This window comes from Hymenobacter sp. ISL-91, from assembly GCF_018613725.1.
Taxonomy (GTDB): Bacteria; Bacteroidota; Bacteroidia; order Cytophagales; family Hymenobacteraceae; genus Hymenobacter.
In genome coordinates this window covers 24,392-43,734 of the sequence record NZ_JAGGPS010000004.1, presented here as the reverse complement: position 1 = coordinate 43,734, position 19,343 = coordinate 24,392, and the positions used below count along the sequence as shown (strand labels likewise).

General features: G+C 61.3%; 15 protein-coding genes. 11 read left to right on the top strand and 4 right to left on the bottom strand.

What is annotated here, in order from left to right; genetic code table 11:
• The first annotated feature begins 136 nt into the window (after positions 1-136).
• The 3 genes from pafA to J7E24_RS01025 all read left to right on the top strand — a co-directional run bounded on the left by pafA (position 137) and on the right by J7E24_RS01025 (position 3,689).
• A complete protein-coding gene (pafA, locus tag J7E24_RS01035; RefSeq protein ID WP_215134229.1) occupies positions 137-1,852 on the top strand; it encodes an alkaline phosphatase PafA in 1,716 nt (571 codons plus the stop codon).
• Between the two features lie 170 nt (positions 1,853-2,022).
• Positions 2,023-2,607: an inorganic diphosphatase gene (locus tag J7E24_RS01030; protein ID WP_215134227.1), complete on the top strand. Its 585-nt coding sequence runs from the start codon at positions 2,023-2,025 to the stop codon at positions 2,605-2,607.
• 185 nt (positions 2,608-2,792) lie between these two features.
• Entirely contained in the window at positions 2,793-3,689 is an 897-nt protein-coding gene (locus tag J7E24_RS01025; protein ID WP_215134225.1) for a UbiA family prenyltransferase, read from the top strand.
• Positions 3,690-3,875: 186 nt separating this feature from the next.
• Here J7E24_RS01025 and J7E24_RS01020 read toward each other — a convergent pair whose 3' ends face one another.
• On the bottom strand, positions 3,876-5,387 hold the full coding sequence (locus J7E24_RS01020) for an NAD(P)H-hydrate dehydratase (protein ID WP_215134223.1): 1,512 nt from the start codon (positions 5,385-5,387) through the stop codon (positions 3,876-3,878).
• 147 nt (positions 5,388-5,534) lie between these two features.
• Here J7E24_RS01020 and msrB point away from each other — a divergent pair, with 147 nt between their 5' ends.
• The gene (gene msrB, locus J7E24_RS01015) at positions 5,535-5,993 is read left to right on the top strand and encodes a peptide-methionine (R)-S-oxide reductase MsrB (protein WP_215134221.1); all 459 of its coding nucleotides are present in this window, start codon (positions 5,535-5,537) and stop codon (positions 5,991-5,993) included.
• 239 nt (positions 5,994-6,232) lie between these two features.
• The gene (sdaAA, locus tag J7E24_RS01010) at positions 6,233-7,138 is read left to right on the top strand and encodes an L-serine ammonia-lyase, iron-sulfur-dependent, subunit alpha (RefSeq protein ID WP_215134219.1); all 906 of its coding nucleotides are present in this window, start codon (positions 6,233-6,235) and stop codon (positions 7,136-7,138) included.
• A gap of 245 nt (positions 7,139-7,383) precedes the next feature.
• Here sdaAA and J7E24_RS01005 read toward each other — a convergent pair whose 3' ends face one another.
• The 3 genes from J7E24_RS01005 to ispF all read right to left on the bottom strand — a co-directional run bounded on the left by J7E24_RS01005 (position 7,384) and on the right by ispF (position 11,104).
• On the bottom strand, positions 7,384-8,781 hold the full coding sequence (locus J7E24_RS01005) for a LutB/LldF family L-lactate oxidation iron-sulfur protein (protein WP_215134217.1): 1,398 nt from the start codon (positions 8,779-8,781) through the stop codon (positions 7,384-7,386).
• Between the two features lie 117 nt (positions 8,782-8,898).
• Positions 8,899-10,575 (bottom strand): M28 family peptidase, encoded by a 1,677-nt coding sequence (locus J7E24_RS01000; RefSeq protein ID WP_215134215.1) that lies wholly within the window; start codon positions 10,573-10,575, stop codon positions 8,899-8,901.
• A gap of 46 nt (positions 10,576-10,621) precedes the next feature.
• Positions 10,622-11,104: a 2-C-methyl-D-erythritol 2,4-cyclodiphosphate synthase gene (ispF, locus tag J7E24_RS00995; RefSeq protein WP_215134213.1), complete on the bottom strand. Its 483-nt coding sequence runs from the start codon at positions 11,102-11,104 to the stop codon at positions 10,622-10,624.
• Between the two features lie 215 nt (positions 11,105-11,319).
• On the opposite strand from ispF, the gene J7E24_RS00990 reads away from it, so the two are divergent.
• From J7E24_RS00990 to J7E24_RS00965, 6 genes are all read left to right on the top strand, one after another.
• Positions 11,320-11,934, top strand: coding sequence for a TetR/AcrR family transcriptional regulator (locus J7E24_RS00990; protein WP_215134211.1), 615 nt, complete (start codon positions 11,320-11,322; stop codon positions 11,932-11,934).
• Between the two features lie 99 nt (positions 11,935-12,033).
• Positions 12,034-13,722: a TolC family protein gene (locus tag J7E24_RS00985; RefSeq protein ID WP_215134210.1), complete on the top strand. Its 1,689-nt coding sequence runs from the start codon at positions 12,034-12,036 to the stop codon at positions 13,720-13,722.
• An 80-nt stretch (positions 13,723-13,802) separates the two neighbouring features.
• A complete protein-coding gene (locus J7E24_RS00980; protein ID WP_215134208.1) occupies positions 13,803-14,954 on the top strand; it encodes an efflux RND transporter periplasmic adaptor subunit in 1,152 nt (383 codons plus the stop codon).
• A 75-nt stretch (positions 14,955-15,029) separates the two neighbouring features.
• Positions 15,030-15,401: a four helix bundle protein gene (locus J7E24_RS00975; RefSeq protein WP_215134206.1), complete on the top strand. Its 372-nt coding sequence runs from the start codon at positions 15,030-15,032 to the stop codon at positions 15,399-15,401.
• Positions 15,402-15,487: 86 nt separating this feature from the next.
• The gene (locus J7E24_RS00970) at positions 15,488-18,901 is read left to right on the top strand and encodes an efflux RND transporter permease subunit (protein WP_215134204.1); all 3,414 of its coding nucleotides are present in this window, start codon (positions 15,488-15,490) and stop codon (positions 18,899-18,901) included.
• Positions 18,902-19,047: 146 nt separating this feature from the next.
• A complete protein-coding gene (locus J7E24_RS00965) occupies positions 19,048-19,332 on the top strand; it encodes an acyl carrier protein (RefSeq protein WP_251046953.1) in 285 nt (94 codons plus the stop codon).
• Positions 19,333-19,343: the final 11 nt, after the last annotated feature.

Sequence of the window (19,343 nt, the reverse complement as noted above, 5' to 3'; positions counted from 1 at the left end):
GCCCGTTGTCGCAAGGTCCTTCGCGGCGCTCAGGATGACAGTGGTATCCGCTTCTACGGCAGTCCCGGCCCTTACCGTTACCTTTGCCCTTTGAATCCTGCGCGGCCTTCGGGCAGCGGCCTTATCGACCTTTGCCTTGAAAACACCCCTAACCCTACTGCTGGCTACCACCCTGGCGCTGCCGGCCTTCGCTCAAAAAAAGAAACCTGGTGCTGCCACGCTAGAACGCCCGAAGTTGGTGGTGGGCATTGTGGTGGACCAGATGCGCTACGATTACTTATACCGTTACTGGAGCAAGTACGGTAGTGGCGGCTTTAAACGGCTGCTGGGCGAAGGTTTCAGCTACGAGAACACCCATTACAACTACGTGCCCACCTATACCGGGCCGGGGCACGCCAGTATCTATACCGGCACTACGCCCTCGGGCCACGGCATCATCGGCAACAACTGGCTGGTGCGCGAAACCAGCCAGCGCACCTACGTAACCGAAGACAAGAAAGTGCAGCCCGTAGGCGGCTCCATGGAAGCCGGCCAACAGTCGCCGGCCCACATGCTGGCCACCACCATTACCGATGAGCTGCGGCTGGCTACTAACTTCGAGAGTAAGGTAATTGGCGTGTGCATCAAAGACCGGGGCTCGATTTTGCCCGCCGGCCACGCCGCCAACGCCGCCTACTGGTACGACGGCACCAACGGCGCCTTTATCAGCAGCACCCACTACATGCAACAGCTGCCTGCCTGGGCCACTACGTTCAACGCCGAAGGCCGGGCCGCCAAGTATCTCGATCAGCCCTGGAACACGCTGCTGCCCATCGCGCAGTACACCGAAAGCACCACCGACGATGTGCCCTGGGAGGCGGCCTTCCGGGGCGAGGAGCGCCCGGTGTTCCCGCACGATTTGCCCCGCCTGAGCTCCCAGCTGCCCACCGCCGTGAAGGGCGCGCTGCAGGCCACGGGCGAGAAAACGGCTCCCGTCCGCAACCTCGACCTGGTACGCTCGACGCCCTTTGGCAACTCGCTGACGCTGGACTTTGCGCTGGCCGCCATGCAGGCCGAGCAGCTGGGCCAGCGCGGCACCACCGACTTTCTGGCCCTGTCCTTTAGCTCCACCGATTACGTCGGCCACCAGTTCGGACCCAACTCGATTGAGGTGGAGGATACGTACCTGCGCCTCGACCAGGACTTGGCCCGTCTCTTCGACTACCTCGATAAGACTGTGGGCAAGCGGCAGGCACTAGTGTTTCTAAGCTCCGACCACGCTGCCGCTCACTCGCCCGATTTCCTGCTTGCCAACAAGCTGCCGGCCGGCTCGGTGGGCCCCCGTCTCATGCGCGACTCGCTCCAGCGCCAGTTGGTGCGCCAGTTAGGCCCCGGCCAGTGGGTGCAGAGCTACGAAAACCAGCAGGTATACCTCAACCGTCCGCTCATCGCCCAGAAAAAGCTGGACCTGTACACAGTGCAGCGCCTGACGGCCGAACTGATGCTGGGCTTTTCGGGGGTAACGCGGGCGCTGGCTGCCGAAGATGTGCAGAAGTCGCACTGGGAAAGTGGGCTGCTGATGTACCTGGAAAACGGTTATTACCCCAAGCGTAGCGGCGACGTACTGGTAGTAATGGCTGCCGGCTGGCTCGAATCATACGCCTACCCCATCAACAAGGGCACCACCCACGGCTCGGGCAGTGCCTACGATACCCATGTGCCGTTGCTATTCTGGGGCTGGGGCGTGAAATCGGGTAAGTCGTCGGCACCGGCCAAGATCACCGATATTGCTTCTACGGTGGCGCGCTGGCTCCACATTCAGGAACCGAGCGCCAATACAGGCGAGCCGCTGCGCGAAGTGCTGGGCTGGTAGGGGCTTTGAACTGTTAGCTGACAGCTATTAGCTTTCGTTCGTTGGCCGGTTTTGTCTGCTTACCTTTGCAGCCCGCATTTGCGGATTGGCTGGCACTGCCTGCCTCTTTCTTTTGTTTACTCACTTTCAAGCTAACAGCTACTAGCTCTCCGCTAACAGCTTAACCCAACATGGCCAAATTCAACCCCTGGCACGACGTAAGCCGCGGCGACAACGTCCCCCAAACCGTTACCGGCATCATTGAAATCCCGAAAGGCTCGAAGGCCAAGTACGAGCTGGACAAAGACAGCGGCATGCTGAAACTGGACCGCGTACTCTTCTCGGCCGTGCATTATCCGGCCGCTTACGGCTTTATCCCCAAAACCTACTGCGACGACAACGACCCGCTGGATATTCTGGTGCTGTGTTCGGTTGAAATCGTGCCTATGTGCCTCGTGGAGGCTAAGGTTATCGGCGTGATGCAGATGGTAGACGGTGACGAGGAGGACGACAAAATTATTGCCGTAGCTGCCCACGACATCTCCGTAAACCACTACAACGAGCTCGACGACCTGCCGCCGCACACCCTGCGCGAGATGCAGCGCTTCTTCGAAGACTATAAGGCCTTAGAGCACAAGTCGGTAACGGTGCAGCGCTTTTTGCCCCGCGAGGAGGCCTACCGCATCATCGACGAGAGCATTCGCCTCTACAACGAAACCTTCCCCAACGGCAACGACCACGAAACGGTACTGGCCAAGGAAGAGCAGAACGGGTAGAAGCGCAAACAGCACGACGTAGGGGCGGGGCTTGCCCCCGCCCGCCGTTGAATAACCCTACCGATGGCCCTTAACCGGCCAATGGGGTAGTTCAGAGGCGGGCGGGGACAAGCCCCGCCCCTACGTCGTTCTACCAACCACCTGCCGCCGCTTTCGTCGCCCTCCGCCACGTCCTAATTTGCCCCATGCAAGCCGCCCGCCCAACTTCTCCAGCTCCGATTCCGCCGCCGGCCGGGTGGCGGCAGGTGCTCGATGCGGTGCTGTATAGCAGCGTGTGGCTCTCGGTGGCGGCCTTGGGGCTGATGTGGGCCACGTTCCTGTTTTGGGGCGTCCATATCTCGGGGCGGCTGGGTGGGCTGATATTCGCGGCCACCCTGTTTCTGTACAACCTCGACAGCGTGCTGCCCTACAAGCACGGCCAGCTGCCCGGCACCACCCGCCGCAAGCAGTGGATTCGGGCCCACCGGCCCCAGCTGCTGGCCCTGGCCGTAGCAGCCGGCTCGGCCGCGGGGTGGCTGTATCTCACCGATAATCAGCTCCGGCCTCTAACGCTGTTTGGCGGCCATCTGGCGCTTATCTCGGTGCTGTATTCGATGCCGCTGTGGCGCCGCCGGGGTCGCTGGTGGGCCCTGCGCGATTTGCCGCTGCTCAAGGTGTTTCTCATTGCCTACGTCTGGGCGGCAGTAACCGTCTGGATACCTGCCCTGTACCTGGGCCGGGCCTGGGCCGAGCCGGTGGTGCTGGTGCTCTTCGCCCGCCGCTTCCTGCTCATTCTGGCGCTGGCGCTGGTGTTCGACATCCGCGACTACAGCAAAGACCTGCTGACCGGCACCCGCACGTTTCCGGGCCTGCTGGGCATCCGGGCCACTAAGTGGCTGGGGCTGGCGGCGTTGCTGGGGGCCGCGCTGCTGGTACCGCCCGGCCTATCGGGCGGGCACGCCGTGGCGCTGGTGGCCCCGCTGGGGCTGGCGGCCGCCGTTATCTGGTACGCCGAAGAGGCGCGCCCCGACTATTACTTCGCCCTGCTCACCGACGGCGTAATGGTGGTGCAGTTTGTGGCCGTATGGCTGGCTGTGGGGTAGTAGGTGGTTGCCGTTATCTCGCTCAACCCTAGCAGCCCGCCCAGGTCGTCAGGGACGATGTATGGGCGGGGCTTGCCCCCGCCCGCCGTCTGGCCCTTTTCAACGGTTTTGTTCAACGACAATCGTTCAACGGCGGGCGGGGGCAAGCCCTGCCCCTACAGCGTGCTGACGGCGGCATTCCGTAACTCAGGTTCTCATCAGTTCCTCCAGCGCCGGCCCGATAAAGCGCACGATATCCGAAGCGAGCAAACCCGCGTGGCCGGTGTGGGGCAGGGCCAGGTCGCCGGCACGCCCGTGGGCGTGCAGGCCCAGCAGGGCGGCGTCGAGTACAGAAAGGCGTTGGTCGGCGAGTAGCGCGAGTAGCAGGCCGGTAAGCACGTCGCCGCTGCCACCGGTGGCCATGCCGGGGTTGCCGGTGCTATTGACGTATATGGTGCCGTCGGGCGCGGCCAGGGCCGTGTAGGCTCCTTTGAGCACGCAGTAGCAACCGGTAGTAGTGGCAAAGTTGCGTAGCTGGTCGAGGCGGTGGTAGTCGTCGCGGGCGGGCTCGCCTACCAGCCGCTCGAACTCTTTGGGGTGAGGTGTGAGCAGCGAGTCGGGCGGTAGCAGCGCCTGCAGCTCGTGGTAGGCCCCCAGCAGATTCAGCGCATCGGCATCGATTACTAGCGGCACCTTCGCTGTTTCCAGCAGTTGCCGCAGCACTTCGCGGGTTTCAGCCTCCTGCCCCAGCCCTGGCCCGATGCCCACGGCGGCGTAGGGTGTGAGGCCGGGCAGCTTGGTGATGACGTCGGTGGCCGGGTCGGCCAGGCACATGGCCTCGGGAGCCGAAAGCTGGAGGATGTCGTAGCCCACGGCTGGAACCCGGGTCGTCATCAGCCCTACGCCCGCCCGCAGGCAGGCCTGGGTAGCCAGCACCGCCGCCCCTATTTTACCTTTGCTGCCTGCCAATAACAACGCGTGCCCGAAAGTGCCTTTATGGCTGAACTTCGGCCGCTTCGGCAGGCGCCCGCGTAGCTCGTTGGCCGTTATAAAGAACAGGTTGGTGTTGGTATCCTGCAGTGCCTGCACGTCGAGCCCAATAGGTAGCAGCCGCCAGTCGCCCACAAAACCGGCGTTCTGGGGCAGCAGGAAGGCCAGCTTGGGCAGCTCGAAGCTGAGCGTGTAGGTGGCCTGTACAGTGGCGCTGTCAGCCGGTTGGGGCGCATCAGCATAAAGGCCCGAAGGCGTATCTACGGCCACTATGGTCGCGCCCGAATCGTTGATATGCCGCACCAGTGCCGCGGCCATGCCCTCCAGCGGCCGGCTCAGGCCGGTGCCGAACAGGGCATCCACAACCACTGCCCCGGCCGGAATTGCAGGAAGCTGGGCGGAGTTGATTTGCTGGCTATCCAATCCGGGGGGAAGCTGCTGCATTTGGTGAGTGAAATCGGCCGAATACTTGTCAGCCGGCAGCAGCCACAGGCGTACGGGGTAGCCGGCATGGTGCAGTTGCCGGGCCACCACCAGCCCATCGCCGCCGTTGTTGCCGGGGCCACAGCATACATGGATTTCGGTGCCATAGTCGAGCAGCAGCTCATCGAGCAGCCAGTTGGTCACGGCATTGGCGGCCCGCTCCATCAGGTCGATAGAAGTGATGTGCTGGGCTTTAATTGTGGCCTGGTCGAGGGCGCGGGTTTGGGCGGCGGAGAGGAGCTTCATAGCAGTAGTATACCCCTGGCGGGCGCTGCAAGATGCCGCCGGCCCTGAAAAGATACCGGACAGAGCCCTCAGAAACTTCCGGCCCGGCTGGCGCGTTTGTAACCCGGGCCGCTTGGCGGCCCGCTTTCATCTAACCCGACCCCCTTTATGCAAACCTGGAACGATATTATCCGGCTGGCCAACCACGGCAGCCCGGCCCCCGACAAGCGTGTGGAGAAAACCGACGCCGAGTGGCGCGCCCAGCTTACGCCCGAGCAGTACCACGTAACCCGTGAGCACGGCACCGAGCGGGCGTTCAGCGGCGAGCATTGCGAGGCCCACGAGGCGGGCCTCTACGCCTGTATCGGCTGCGCTACGCCCCTCTACGACTCCACCACCAAGTTCGACTCGGGCACCGGCTGGCCCAGCTTCACCCAGCCCATCACCGAAAACGCCCTGCGCTACAAGAAGGACACCAGCTACGGCATGACGCGCATCGAGGTGCTCTGCAATACCTGCGACGCCCACCAGGGCCACGCCTTCCCCGACGGCCCGCCGCCTTCCGGCGTGCGGCTCTGCATCAACTCGGCCAGCGTGCAGCTGGTAAGGCAGCAGCAGGAAGCCTAAGCCACAGGCAGCCCCATACACGCTGTGCAAAGCCCTTTCGTTGCTTGCGGAAGGGCTTTGCTGTGCCAGCGCGGGCCGCTGCCGCAACGGCCCGGCCCGAGTAGCCGGGGCCGCATAGCCGGACACGAGTAATTTCTGCCGATTTTTGCACCCCCAGCGCGCTGCCTTGGTTATGCGCGTACTACCTTGCCTGCCACCCGGAGCAAAGTCCCGCCTTGCTCCACTTTCCCACCCCGCCCATGTCGTTGCTCTTCACCGATTTCCGTAGCTGGCAGACCCACTGCTCGTCCACCAACGAACCGCTTTTCCAGCCCGTGCTCATGTACGAGGTGGAGCAGAAGGGCCGCACCGAGGAGCAGATCTGGGACGGTCTGCAGCGGGCCTACGACGTGATGCGCGACGCCGTGCACACGGGCCTCACCCAGGACATGACCTCGCGCTCGGGCATGGTAAACAACGGGGCCAAGAAAATTGCTGCCTCGCCCGTTACGGTGCTGTCGCCCGAGTTCAAAAACCTCGTTACGCGGGCGCTGGGTGCCAAAGAAGTGAATTCGTGCATGGGCCGGGTGGTGGCTGCACCTACGGCCGGCGCCTCCGGTATTCTGCCCGGTGTGCTGGTTACGCTTCAGGATATTCATAAACTGGAAGACCGCGCCATTCTGGAAGGGCTGCTGGTGGCGGCGGGCATTGCGCTCATCATCGAGCAGAATGCCTCGCTGGCCGGGGCCGTGGGCGGCTGCCAGGCCGAAACCGGCTCGGCCGCGGCCATGGGCGCCGGTGCCATTGTGTACTGCCTGGGCGGCTCGGTGTCGGAGGTTTTTGCGGCCGTCGCCATCACCATTCAGTGCATGCTGGGCCTCGTCTGCGACCCGGTGGCGGGCCTCGTGGAAGTGCCCTGCGTGGTGCGCAACGCCTCGGCTGCCGCCATTGCTTTCAGCTCGGCTCAGATTGCCATTGCCGGCGTCGACCCCGTTATTCCCGTCGATCAGTGCGTGGCAGCGCTGGGCGAAGTGGGCGAAAGCATGGAAACCCGTTATAAGGAAACTGCCCTCGGCGGCCTCGCCAACACCCTCCGCGGCCGCGAAATCGAGAAGATGGTGCTCGTGCAGGACGTCCAGATTCTGCCCGACGAGGACGGCGAATAAGCTGAAATTGGCTGCATATGCCAAAGCTGTTCGACAAGCCAAAAGAACGTCATGCTGAGCCTGTCGAAGCATCTCTACCGCTTCGTTGCAGTTGTTCGACGAAGCGGTAGAGATGCTTCGACAGGCTCAGCATGACGTTCTCGTTAATACGGCGTGCTTTCTAAACAGCTTCACCTGCAGGGCGAACTGCTGTTCTACATTGTAGGTGCCTAAGCTAGGCGCAAACCTCCAACGAAGCAGCGGCCTTACTTCCGTGCCTTCCACAACTGGCGGAACGTTTTGGGAGCTACCTGTACGGCGTCGCGGCGCTTGCTCCAGCCCACCTGGCCCAGCAGGCGGCCCAGCACCCAGTTCTTGGCCGCGGCCGGGGCCAGGTCCCACACCCAGCGGCGCTTCATGCCGTGCAGCCAGAGCGCGATGGCGCGGCGCTCCTCAGGGTCGGTGTAGCCCTGCTGCACGCTTTGCTGGCGGTTTTTAAGCAGCAGGTTATGAATCGGGATTTTCACCGGGCACACCGAGGTGCAGGCCCCGCATAGGCTGCTGGCAAAACTCAGGTGCTTGTTTTCTTCCATACCCGCAAGGTGGGGCGTAATAACGGAGCCGATGGGGCCCGAGTAGGTTGCTTCGTAGCTGTGGCCGCCGATATTCTTGTACACCGGACACACGTTCAGGCAGGCCCCACACCGAATGCAGTTGAGGGCTTCGCGCTGCTCGGGCTGGGCCAGCAGGTTGGTGCGGCCGTTGTCGAGCAGAATCACAAACATTTCCTCGGGGCCATCCTTCTCTAAAGGCTGGCGCGGGCCGGTGTAGATGGTGTTGTACACCGTGAGCTGCTGGCCGGTGCCGCTGGTGCTGAGCAGGGGCCAGAACAAGTCCAGGTCGCGCAGCCGGGGTATCACCTTTTCGATACCTACAATGGCAATATGGGTGTGCGGAAACGTGGCGGAGAGGCGGGCATTGCCCTCGTTTTCGGTCACGCACACCGCGCCCGTATCGGCTACCAGGAAGTTGCCGCCCGTGATGCCCACCTCGGCCGTGGTGTACTTGTCGCGCAGCAGGTGGCGGGCCGTGAGTACGAGTTGCTGGGCATCGTCGGTGTGGGCAATGCCGAGGTGCTTGACGAAGATGTCGGCAATATCGGCCTTGCTCAGGTGCATGGCCGGCGTGACAATGTGATAGGGCCGCTCGCCATTGAGTTGCACAATGAACTCGCCCAAATCTGTCTCTACCGACTCGATGCCGCGCTTGCCCAGGTACTGGTTGAGGTGGATTTCCTCGGTGGTCATGCTCTTGGCCTTCACCACGGTGCGGGCCTGGCGGCGCTCCATAATCCGGCCTACTTCGGCCAGCGCCTCCTCGGCATCGCGCGCCCAGATAACCTTGCCGCCGCGCTTGGTGAAGTTTTCCTCGAACTGCAGCAGGTACTCGTCGAGGTGGTTGATAACCTCCGTTTTCAGGTACGACGCCCGGCTGCGAGCCAGCTCGTGGTCCTGATAAAAGCCCATGCCGGTGGTTACGGCCGCGTTGTACTTGCCAATGTTGAAGCGGATTTTGCGGCGGTGCTCCAGGTCGAAAGCCTTGCGGTCGGTATCGGCCAGAAACTGGGCGGCTTTAGTTGGGGCGGAGGCAGCAGTGGGTTTCATGGCAGCACGGGTAGCAACGGGTTCAGGCAAAGATAAAAACCCGCCGGACCAGAATCGGTTCGGCGGGTTTCAGAAGTAGGTAAGAGACTGACGTTCTTTCCTAAGCTAACAGGTCGGCTACTTCTTGTTCGAGTCGACTACAATGCGCTTGTCGCGGTTGGCGAGGTCCCAGGCAGTGTAGAAAACGAGCTGGGCGCGCTTTTCCATCTGCGGAAACTCGATTTTCTCCACCTCGTCGCCCGCGGCATGGTAGTCGTCGTGCACGCCGTTGAAGAAGAAGGCCACCGGAATGCCGTGCTTGGCAAAGTTGTAGTGGTCGGAGCGGTAGTAGAAGCGGTTGGGGTCCTCGGGGTCGTTGAAGCGGAAGTCGAGGTCGATATTCGTGTACTTCTTGTTCTGCTCCTGCAGAATGGTGTGCAGCTCCGAGCTGAGCTTGTCGGAACCGATAACGTACACGTACTCCGGCTTGCCCTCGTGGTCCTTGTCGGTGCGGCCCACCATGTCGATATTCAGGTCGACCACCGTGTTTTCGAGCGGGAAAACCGGGTGGTCGGTGTAGTACTCCGAGCCGAGCAAGCCCTTCTCTTCGCCCGTTACGGCCAGAAACAGGATGCTGCGGCGGGGGCCATTGCCCTCGGCTTTGGCTTTCTGGAAGGCCTGGGCCATTTCCAGCACCGTTACTGTACCCGAGCCATCATCGTCGGCGCCGTTGTGCACCTCGCCGTTGATGATGCCGATGTGGTCGTAGTGCGCCGACAGAATCATCAGCTCGTCCTTGCGGTCAGTGCCTTCGAGGTAGCCCATCACGTTTTCCGTCACGAAATCCTCGTTTTTGCGCGCAGCCAGCACCGTGGCCTTCGCGGGCCGGAACGGGCTCATCACTGGCTTACCGGCCGTAGTGATGGAAGCAGCATATTTAGGCACCGTCTGGGCATTGGTGCCCAGCAGCTTGTAGCCCACGGCCGGCGACACGAAGTAGGCGGTTGGCCGGGTGGTGCCGGGCTTGGCGTCTTTGAACGCAATGCTGGGCCGGCTTATGTAGGGAGCCATGCGGGCGGCCAGCTTGGCGAAGTTGCTGTTGGGGTCGAAATCAACGAAGAACACCGAGCGGGCCCCCTTCTGGGTAGCCATAGCCAGCTTGGCGCGGTAATCCTGGCCCCATTTGCTGTTCTGGCCATCTTTGCCCAGCAGCGCAGTGCCTTTGGTGGTCTGGGGCTCGCCCAGTAGTATCAGCAGGTCTTTACCCTTCACGTCGCCCAGGCTGGCATAGTCGGAGTAGCCGTCCTGCTCGATGCCGTAGCCGGCAAACACGGGCTGCACGGCAGTAGGCGTGGCAAAACCCTGGCCGCCAAGGGCGTAGAAATCGGTGAGCCACTTATAGGTATCGGCCCCGATTTTAAGCGTGGCGCCATCGGCCCAGCTGCCGCGCACCATGGTAAAGTGCTGGATGTAGGGGTTGTCGGAGCCTTTCACTGGGCCCTGCAGGCCGAGGTCGGCGAACTGCTTGGCGAGGTAGTCGGCGGCCATTTTCTGGCCTTTCTCGCCGGTTTCGCGGCCCTCGTATTCATCCGAAGCCAGGATGGTGAGGTGCTGGCGCAGGTCGGCCTGGGTGATGGTTTCGGCGTAGGTCCGGGCCAGGTCGGCGGTGGCGGCCGTTGCGCCGGCAGTAGCCGCCGGAGTGGCGGCGGTGGCCGTAGCGGCCGTAGCGGCCGAGCCTAGTGGCTGCTGCGTAGCGCAGGAAGCGGCCGTGAAGCCTGCCGCCAGCAGATAAGCGAAATAGGAGGGTTTAAACATGGTTTTGGAGAGGGATTTGGTTGCTGGAATCAAAGAAAGCGGTGCCTTAGCTGTTTTTCATAAGCAGCACCGAAGCATAAGCGGCCACGCCTTCGCGCCGCCCCACGAAGCCAAGCTTTTCGGTGGTTGTGGCTTTTATGCTCACGTCGTCGGATTCAATACCTAGTACCTCGGCCAGTACGCGCTGCATTTCGGGAATGTGGGGGTTGACTTTGGGGGCTTCCAGGCAGATAGTGGAATCGATGTTGCCGATGCTGTAGCCTTTCTCGCGCAACAGACGCGCAACTTCGGCCAACAGACGCTTCGAGTCGATGCCTTTGTACTGCAGGTCGGTGTCGGGGAAGTGAAAGCCGATGTCGCGCAGGTTGGCCGCGCCCAGCAGCGCGTCGCAGATAACGTGGATGAGCACGTCGGCGTCGGAGTGGCCGAGGCCGCCGTGGGTGTGGGGCACCAGGATGCCGCCGAGCCAGAAAGGCAGCCCTTCCTGGAGCTGATGAACGTCGTAGCCGAAGCCGGTGCGGATTTTCATGACTAGAAATGTTAGCGAGCAGGCAAGTTACGGTTTCGGCCCACAGCTGCCAGCAGGCAGAAGGGGTAATGGCCATTTGGGGCCTGCCGGAGCCCCCGGGCCCACTTGCCGGTAGCTGCCGAACCGACGGGCAGAGCGGCTGCCGAAAGGATTCAGAAATATAAATGGAAACCCATAACTCATTTAAAGTTTCCTGCGTATCTTTGCGGCCTGCTATGGAAATCAAAGACCGAATTCTGCAATCCGCCCTGCTGCTCTTTACCCGCAACGGGATAAAGAGCGTGTCGATGGATGACATTGCCTCTGACCTGGGTATATCCAAAAAAACGCTCTACAAGTGGTTCGATAAGAAGGACGACCTGGTATCGGGCGTAATTGGCGGCCACCTCTGCCGGGTGCAGGGCGAGTGCGAAGGCATTGCCAACGTGGCCGACAATGCCGTGGACGAAATGGTGCGCATGATGGAGTGGGCTGAGCGGCAATTCTCGCAAGTGAACCCCAACACCGTGCACGATTTGCGCAAGTACTACCCGGCGGCCTGGCAGCTGTTCCACGACCACAAAAGCCGGTATATCCTCACCCAGATTCAGGACAACCTGCACCGGGGGATGGCAGAGGGGCTGTACCGCGCCAACCTCGATGTGGAGGTGCTGGCCCGCCTGCGCCTGGCCCAGATTGACACCCTATTCGACCCCGACATATTTCCGCACACCCACTTCGGGCAGTCGCGGGTGCAGCTGGCCTGCAACGAGCACTTTCTGCTGGGTCTGGTCACGCTCAAGGGGCACAAGCTCATCAACGAGTACCGCCACGTAACAGAAGAAGAATAGCGTTTTACCGCATTGCATTTTTGGCAAGAGTCTGCGCATAAATCAGCGCTATGCACTGCCAACCAGGCACTAACACCGCAACTCCCGCTTACCTTTTATATGAAAAAGAACCTTCGCCTTTTGCTGCTGGCCGCCGGGCCGGGCCTGCTGGCCCCGGCCGGGGCCGCGCTGGCCCAAACGGCCCAACCCGCGCTGGGCACCCCGCTGGAAGCCACTTCGGGCACGCTGCCGCTGAGCCTGAAGCAGGCCATCGATTACGCCATACAAAACAAGTCGACGCTGCTGGCTACCCGGCTGGGCGAGCAGACGGCCAAGGCCAAAGTAGGCGAAATCCGGTCGGCGGGCCTGCCCCAGGTGAACGTGGCGGCCAACGTGGCCGACAACTTCAAGCTGCAGAAGAGCCTGGTAAACTTCGGGGCGCTGGGTGGTGGCGCCTCGGCCACTACGCTCACGCCCCAGGATATTGCCGCGGCCCAGAACGGGCAGACGGTGAACCTGGGCACGGTAACGCTGCCCTCGGAGCCCATGCCGCCCCAGGCCTTCGCGTTCGGGCTGCAGTGGGCCGGCAACACCAGCGCCTCAGTGTCGCAGCTGCTGTTTGATGGGGCTTACCTCATTGGCCTGAAAGCGGCCAAAGTGTACGAGGAGCTGGCCCAGAAGCAAACCCAGCAGGCCGAAATCGACGTGGTGGAGCAGGTAAGCAAGGCGTACTATAGCACGTTGGTGGCCCGCGAGCGGCTCCAGCTGCTGTCGCGCAACGTGCAGCGCCTCGACACGCTGCTTTACCAGACCAACGAAACGTTTAAGGCGGGCTTCGCCGAAAAGCTCGATGTGCAGCGCCTGCAGGTGCAGCGCAACAACTTGGTGGTGGAGCAGCAGAAAGCCAGCCGCCTCACTGACCTGAGCGTGGCGCTACTCAAGTTTCAGATGGGTCTGCCCCAACAGCAGGCCGTAGCCCTGAGCGACTCGCTGAGTACGGCCCTGGTAGATGCCGGCTCGCTGCGCCGCACCCTGGGCGCCGCTGACTTCAAGACCGGCGGCGGCGTGAGCGGCCTCGGCAGTGTGCCGACAGCGCCGGACGTAGCTTCGCCCAACGGTGCCGACCAGCGCGCCCAGGACCAGCAGACGGCCCTGAGCGGTGCCCGCACCGGGCAGCTGGCCGGCGCCATCAACTACAACAACCGCATCGAGTTCAGCACGCTCGAAACCCAGCAGGCCCTGGCTGGCCTCGATTTGGCCAACCGCCGGGCCGGGGCTTACCCGCGCCTGCTGGCCACAGCGGCCTACGGCTTCTCGGGCTCGGGCCTCACCGCCGGCGACCTGTTCGCCTTCCGCGGGCCCGACTCGCGCACTGGCAACGGCTTTCCCAACCAGAACTGGTTTGGCTTTGGCAATGTGGGGCTGAGTTTGCAGATTCCGGTGTTCGACGGCTTCCGTCGCAAGTACCTGGTGCAACAGTCACGCATTCAGCAGCAAACTATTGAGCGGGGCTTCGAAACGCTGCGCCAGAGCATCGATTTGCAGGATGCCCAGAGCCGCACCAGCCTCATCAACGCCCTCGATGTGCTCGACAACCAGCGCGCCAACCTAAGCCTGGCCGAAGAAGTGTCGCGCGTATCGCGCATCAAGTTTCAGGAAGGTGTAGGTGCCAACCTGGAGGTGATTTCGGCCGAAACCAGCCTGCGCGAAGCCCAGACCAACTACTACGCCGCCCTCTACGACGTGCTGGTGGCCAAGGTCGACCGCGACAAAGCCACTGGCGAGCTATTCCGCAAAGCCTCTAATTAAGCTTCAAGCCGCAAGCCACAAGCTGCAAGTCTTTTGCGCTTGATTGCTCGCTAATTCTCAACTCTCTTCCTAGTAAGCATATGTCTTTCGTTTCAATTACTCCCTCGCGCATTGCGGCTTGTGGCTTGTGGCTTGCAGCTTGCGGCTCCCTCGCCTCCTGCGGCACCAAAGACCCGGCGGCGGAGCTCGTCAAGCTCAAGCAGGAGCAGGCCAGCACCCAGGCCAAAATTTCGGAGCTGGAGGCTAAAACCGGCACTGCGGGTGCCGAGGCTGCCGTGCAGGCCACGCCCGTATCGGTAATTAAGGTGGCCAACGAGGATTTTAAGAGCTACCTCGAAGTGCAGGGCCGGGTCGATTTCGACCAGAACGCCACCGTATCGGCCCGCGCGGCCGGCACGCTCACCACGCTCAGCGTAAAGCGCGGCGACCAAGTGCGCAAGGGCCAGACGCTGGCTACTGTGGATGCCGCGGTGCTCGATGCCAGCGTGGCCGAGCTGAAGGTGCGCATGGACCTGGCCAAGGTGGTGTACGAAAAGCAGAAGCGCCTCTGGGACCAGCAGATTGGCACCGAAATCCAGTTCCTGCAGGCTCGCAACAACTACCGGGCACTCCAGAGTAACCTGGCCACCCTTAACCGGCAGCGCGAGCTGTACCGGGTAGTAGCGCCCTTCGGCGGAACCGTAGACGACGTGCTGCCGAAGCTGGGCGAAACGGTGGCCCCCGGCGCGCCGGTGGTAAAGCTGCTCAGCAACAGCGGCAGCGGCAAAATCGTGGTCGATGTGTCGGAAGCCTACGCCAACAGCATCAAGGTAGGCGACAAAGCCCTCGTGACCATTCCCGACCTCGGCGAAAGCGACCTGAACGCCACCGTGCGCGTGGTAACGAGCACCATTAACCCCACCAGCCGGACCTTCACTATTGAGCTGCGCCTGGCCGACCCCGGCAAAGCGGGCCGCCTGCGCCCCAACATGGTTACCAACGTGCGCATTCTCAACTACAACCGCCAGAACGCCACCGTACTGCCCGTTGACCTGGTGCAGCGCGACGAGCAGAACAGCTACGTGCTGGTAGTAGACGACAAGGGCGGCAAGAAAGTGGCCGCCAAGCGCATCATCAAAGTAGGCAACACCTACAACGGCAAAGTCGAGGTAACCGAGGGCCTGCAAACCGGCGACCAGGTGATTTCGGCCGGCTACCAGAGCCTGAACGAAGGACAGAGTATTAGCTTATAGCTGAAAGCTGTTAGCTGTTAGCTTTCGTTCAGGCGGCCGGTTTCGCATTCTCACACCTCCGTTTCTGAGATTCTTATGAAAAACTACAAAGAACTGAAGGTGTGGCAGCGAGGACTGGAAATAGTGGCTGCAACCTACGAGTTAGCTCGCCAGTTGCCCCGGGAAGAGACCTACGGGCTGCGGAGCCAGATGACTCGGGCGGCAGTTTCTATTCCTTCCAACATTGCCGAAGGCAGCAGTAGAACGAGTGAAAAGGAGTACCGGCACTTTCTGGAAATAGCGCTGGGCTCCTGCTTCGAATTGGACACGCAACTCATCGTAGCTATTCAAACGCAACTATTGACTCTTCCTGCTGACTGCTTGTTACCTGGTTTGTTGGAGGAGGAGATCAAAATGCTGCATGGCTTTATCAGCCGGCTCACAACGAACGAAAGACTATCAGCCTAAGCTTCACCAGCCGGCCACATCGGTCGTCAGGTATCCCCAAGACAAGCTAATAGCTAACAGCTATCAGCTAATAGCTTAAAACCACCATGCAGGACACCGGAAAAGAATTCGGACCCACCAGTTGGTCCATCGACAATAAGACGACGATTTACATCGTCACGCTTATTCTCACCATTATGGGCATTTTTGCCTACATCAAGCTGGGCAAAGAGAAGTTTCCCGACATCGTGATTCCGCGCATTATCGTGGCCACGATTTACCCTGGCACTTCGCCCACCGACATCGAGAACCTGGTCACGCGCCAGATCGAAAAGGAAATCAAGAGCGTAAATGGGGTGAAGAAGATTTCTTCGACTTCGAACCAGGATTACGCCATCGTGGACGTGGAGTTTACCTCCGGCGTCGACGTGCAGTATGCCAAGCAGCTCATCAAGGACGCCGTGGACAAGGCCAGCTCCGAGCTGCCCAACGACCTGCCCTCGCCGCCCACCGTGCAGGAAGTCAACCTGTCGGAGCTGCCCATTATGAACATCAACCTGGCTGGCAACCTGCCTATCAGCCAGCTGAAAAAGTACGCCGACGACTTCCAGGACAAGATTGAGGCCCTGCCCGAAATCACCCGCGTCGACATCATCGGGGCCCTCGACCAGCAGGTGAACGTGGACGTGGACCTGAACCGGCTGCGGGCGTCGCGCCTGAGCTTTTCGGACATCAGCGCCGCCATTGCCCGCGAAAACGTGACCATTTCGGGCGGTACCGTGGATGTGGGCAACCAGAAGCGCGCCGTGCGCGTGGCCGGCCAGTACGTGCGGGCCGACAACATTGCCAACATCCAACTCAAGAACCTGAACGGCTCGGCCGTGCGCCTCGGCGACATTGCCACCGTCACCGACGGCTTCAAGGACCGCGAATCGTTTGCCCGTCTCGATGGCAAGCCCGCCGTAACGCTGAACGTGGTGAAGCGCCAGGGCGAAAACCTGATCGATGCCTCCGACAAAATCAAGGAGATTGTGGCGGAAGCCGAGAAAACGCTGCCCCAGGAGCTGACTATTACCGTTACGGGCGACACCTCCAACGACACCCGCGTTACGCTCCACGACCTGATCAACACTATCATCATCGGCTTTATCCTGGTAACGCTGATCCTGATGTTCTTCATGGGCACCACCAACGCCCTGTTCGTGGGCCTGTCGGTGCCGCTGAGCATGTTCCTGGCCTTCGTGCTGCTGCCCACGCTCGACTTCTCGCTCAACATGATTGTACTCTTCGCCTTCCTGCTGGCGCTAGGCATCGTGGTGGATGACGCCATTGTGGTTATTGAGAACACCCACCGCCTGCTGCACGAGCACCCCGAGCTGACGACGGCCCAGGCCGCCAAATACGCGGCCGGCGAGGTATTTATTCCGGTACTGGCCGGTACGCTCACCACCGTTGCGCCGTTCGTGCCGCTCATGTTCTGGCCCGGTATTGTGGGCTCGTTCATGTTCTACCTGCCCGTTACGCTCATTCTTACGCTCATGTCGTCGCTTATCGTGGCCTTCATCATGAACCCGGTGTTTGCCGTGAGCTTCATGGAGCGCGAAGACCACCACTTAGGCGAGAAGCCCAAGTGGGACCGGCCGCTGTCCATTGCCATCGGTATCATGGTACTGATTGCCATCATCGGCTTCCTGGTCGGCTCGACGTTCCTGGGCAGCCTGATGCTGACGCTGGCCGTGCTCGTGATTCTCAACCGCTTCGTGTTCGTGCATCTGATTGCCGGCTTCCAGACCAAGGTGCTGCCCCGCTTTCAGGACTCGTACGCCCGGCTTGTGGGCTGGGCCATCTCGTGGCCGAAAGCCATTATGCTGAGCATGGTGGTGCTGTTTGTGCTGTCGGTTGTGGCCATCGGGGCCCGTAGCCCCAAGGTCGACTTCTTCCCCAAAGGCGACCCCAAGTTCATCTATACCTACCTGAAAATGCCGGTGGGTACCCGCGTAGCCGTTACCGACTCGGTGGCCCGCATCCTCGAACAACGCATCTACGGCGTTATCGGTAAGGACAACCCCGATGTGGAGTCGGTGATTACCAACGTGGCCATTGGCGCCGCCGACCCCGGCGAGGCATCGGCCGCCGGTACGTCGCAGTCGAACCTGGCCAAAGTGGCCGTGGCGTTCAAGGAGATGAGCGACCGGACCGGACCGGCAACAGCCGGCTACATGGACAAAATCCGAGAGGTGGTAAAAGGCATTCCGGGTACCGAAATTTCGGTAGACCAGGAAAGCAGCGGCCCGCCCACTGGCAAGCCTATTGCCATCGAAGTATCGGGTGATGACTACCCGACGCTTATCAAGCTGTCGAAAGACGTGACGAGCTACCTCGATTCGGCCAACATTGGCGGCATTGAGCAGCTGCGCTCGAACCTCGAAGACCGCAACCCCGAAATTGCAGTCGACATCAACCGCATTCGGGCCAACCGTGAGGGCATCAGCACGGCCCAGATCGGCATGGAAGTGCGCACGGCCATCTACGGCACCGAGGCCAGCAAATTCAAGACGGCCGACGACGAGTACCCGATTCAGGTGCGCTACGCCGAGCCCTACCGCTCCGACATCGACGCCATCCTGAACTCGCCCCTGACCTTCCGCGACGCGACGGGCCAGGTGCGCCAGGTGCCCATTGCCTCGGTGGCCGATGTGAAGTACGGCACCACTTACGGCGGCATCAAGCGCAAAGACGTGAAGCGCGTGATTACGATTTCCTCGAACGTGCTTGGTGGCTTCACCGGCCCCGACGTGGTGCGCCAGATTGAAACCTCGCTCCGCTCGTTCCCGGTACCGCCCGGCTACACCGTGAAAATGGGCGGCGCCCAGGAAGACCAGAAGGAAACCTCCGACTTCCTCGGCATTGCCGCCGTGGGCGCCATTGGCCTCATCTTCCTCATCCTGGTAATGCAGTTCAACTCGGTCAGCAAGCCAATTATCATCCTGGCCGAAATCATCTTCTCGGTTATCGGGGTGCTGCTGGGCCTGGCCATTACGGGTATGAATATCAGCATCGTGATGACGGGTGTGGGTATTATCGCCCTGGCTGGTATCGTGGTGAAAAACGGTATTCTGCTGGTCGAGTTCACCGATATGCTGCGCAGCCAGGGCATGCCCCTGCGCGAGGCTATTGTGCTGGCCGGCCGCACCCGCCTCAACCCGGTTATCCTCACGGCCACGGCCGCCACGCTGGGCCTGATTCCGCTGGCCATTGGCCTGAACATCGACTTCTACGAGCTCTTCAACTCGGGCAGCCCCAACTTCTTCATCGGCGGCGAGTCGGTTACGTTCTGGGGTCCGCTGGCCTGGACCATCATCTTCGGTCTGGTGTTCGCCACGCTCATTACGCTGGTGGTAGTGCCGGTGATGTACCTGATGACCGAAAGCCTGAAAATCCGCATCAAGGGCGAGCCCGAGGTGATGGCCGATGAGGAAGAGGCAGACGCTGCCACACCGCCCATCCTGGCTAAGTATTAACGCAGGGCAAGCTCCGGACAGACTCAGGTCTTTCCGGAGCTTTTTTTTCTGAGCCTTTGCAACCATTGCCGTTGCTTCCGGACTCCTTCGCCCGAACGGGCGCGGGAGGCTTTGCTGCCGGCTCCGTTCCGTTTTCTTTTCTTCTGTTGGCTCGTTTCATGTACGCCTCCACCACTACCGCCCCCAAAACCATTCAGCAGCAGGTGCTGCGCATCATTAGCAAGCGCAAGGCCATCAAGGCGCGTCGCCTGCGGATAGGCTGCAACCTGAGCCGCGAGTTAGGCTTCGACACTGTTGATGTAGTCGATATTATCCTGGAGCTGGAGCGCAACTTCCATATTGTCATCCCCGATGAAGTGCCGCTGACAACCGTTGGCGACTTCGTAAACTACGTTGTCAGCCACACCCCCACAGAAGCTCAGGCCGCGTAGTGTATTAGCAG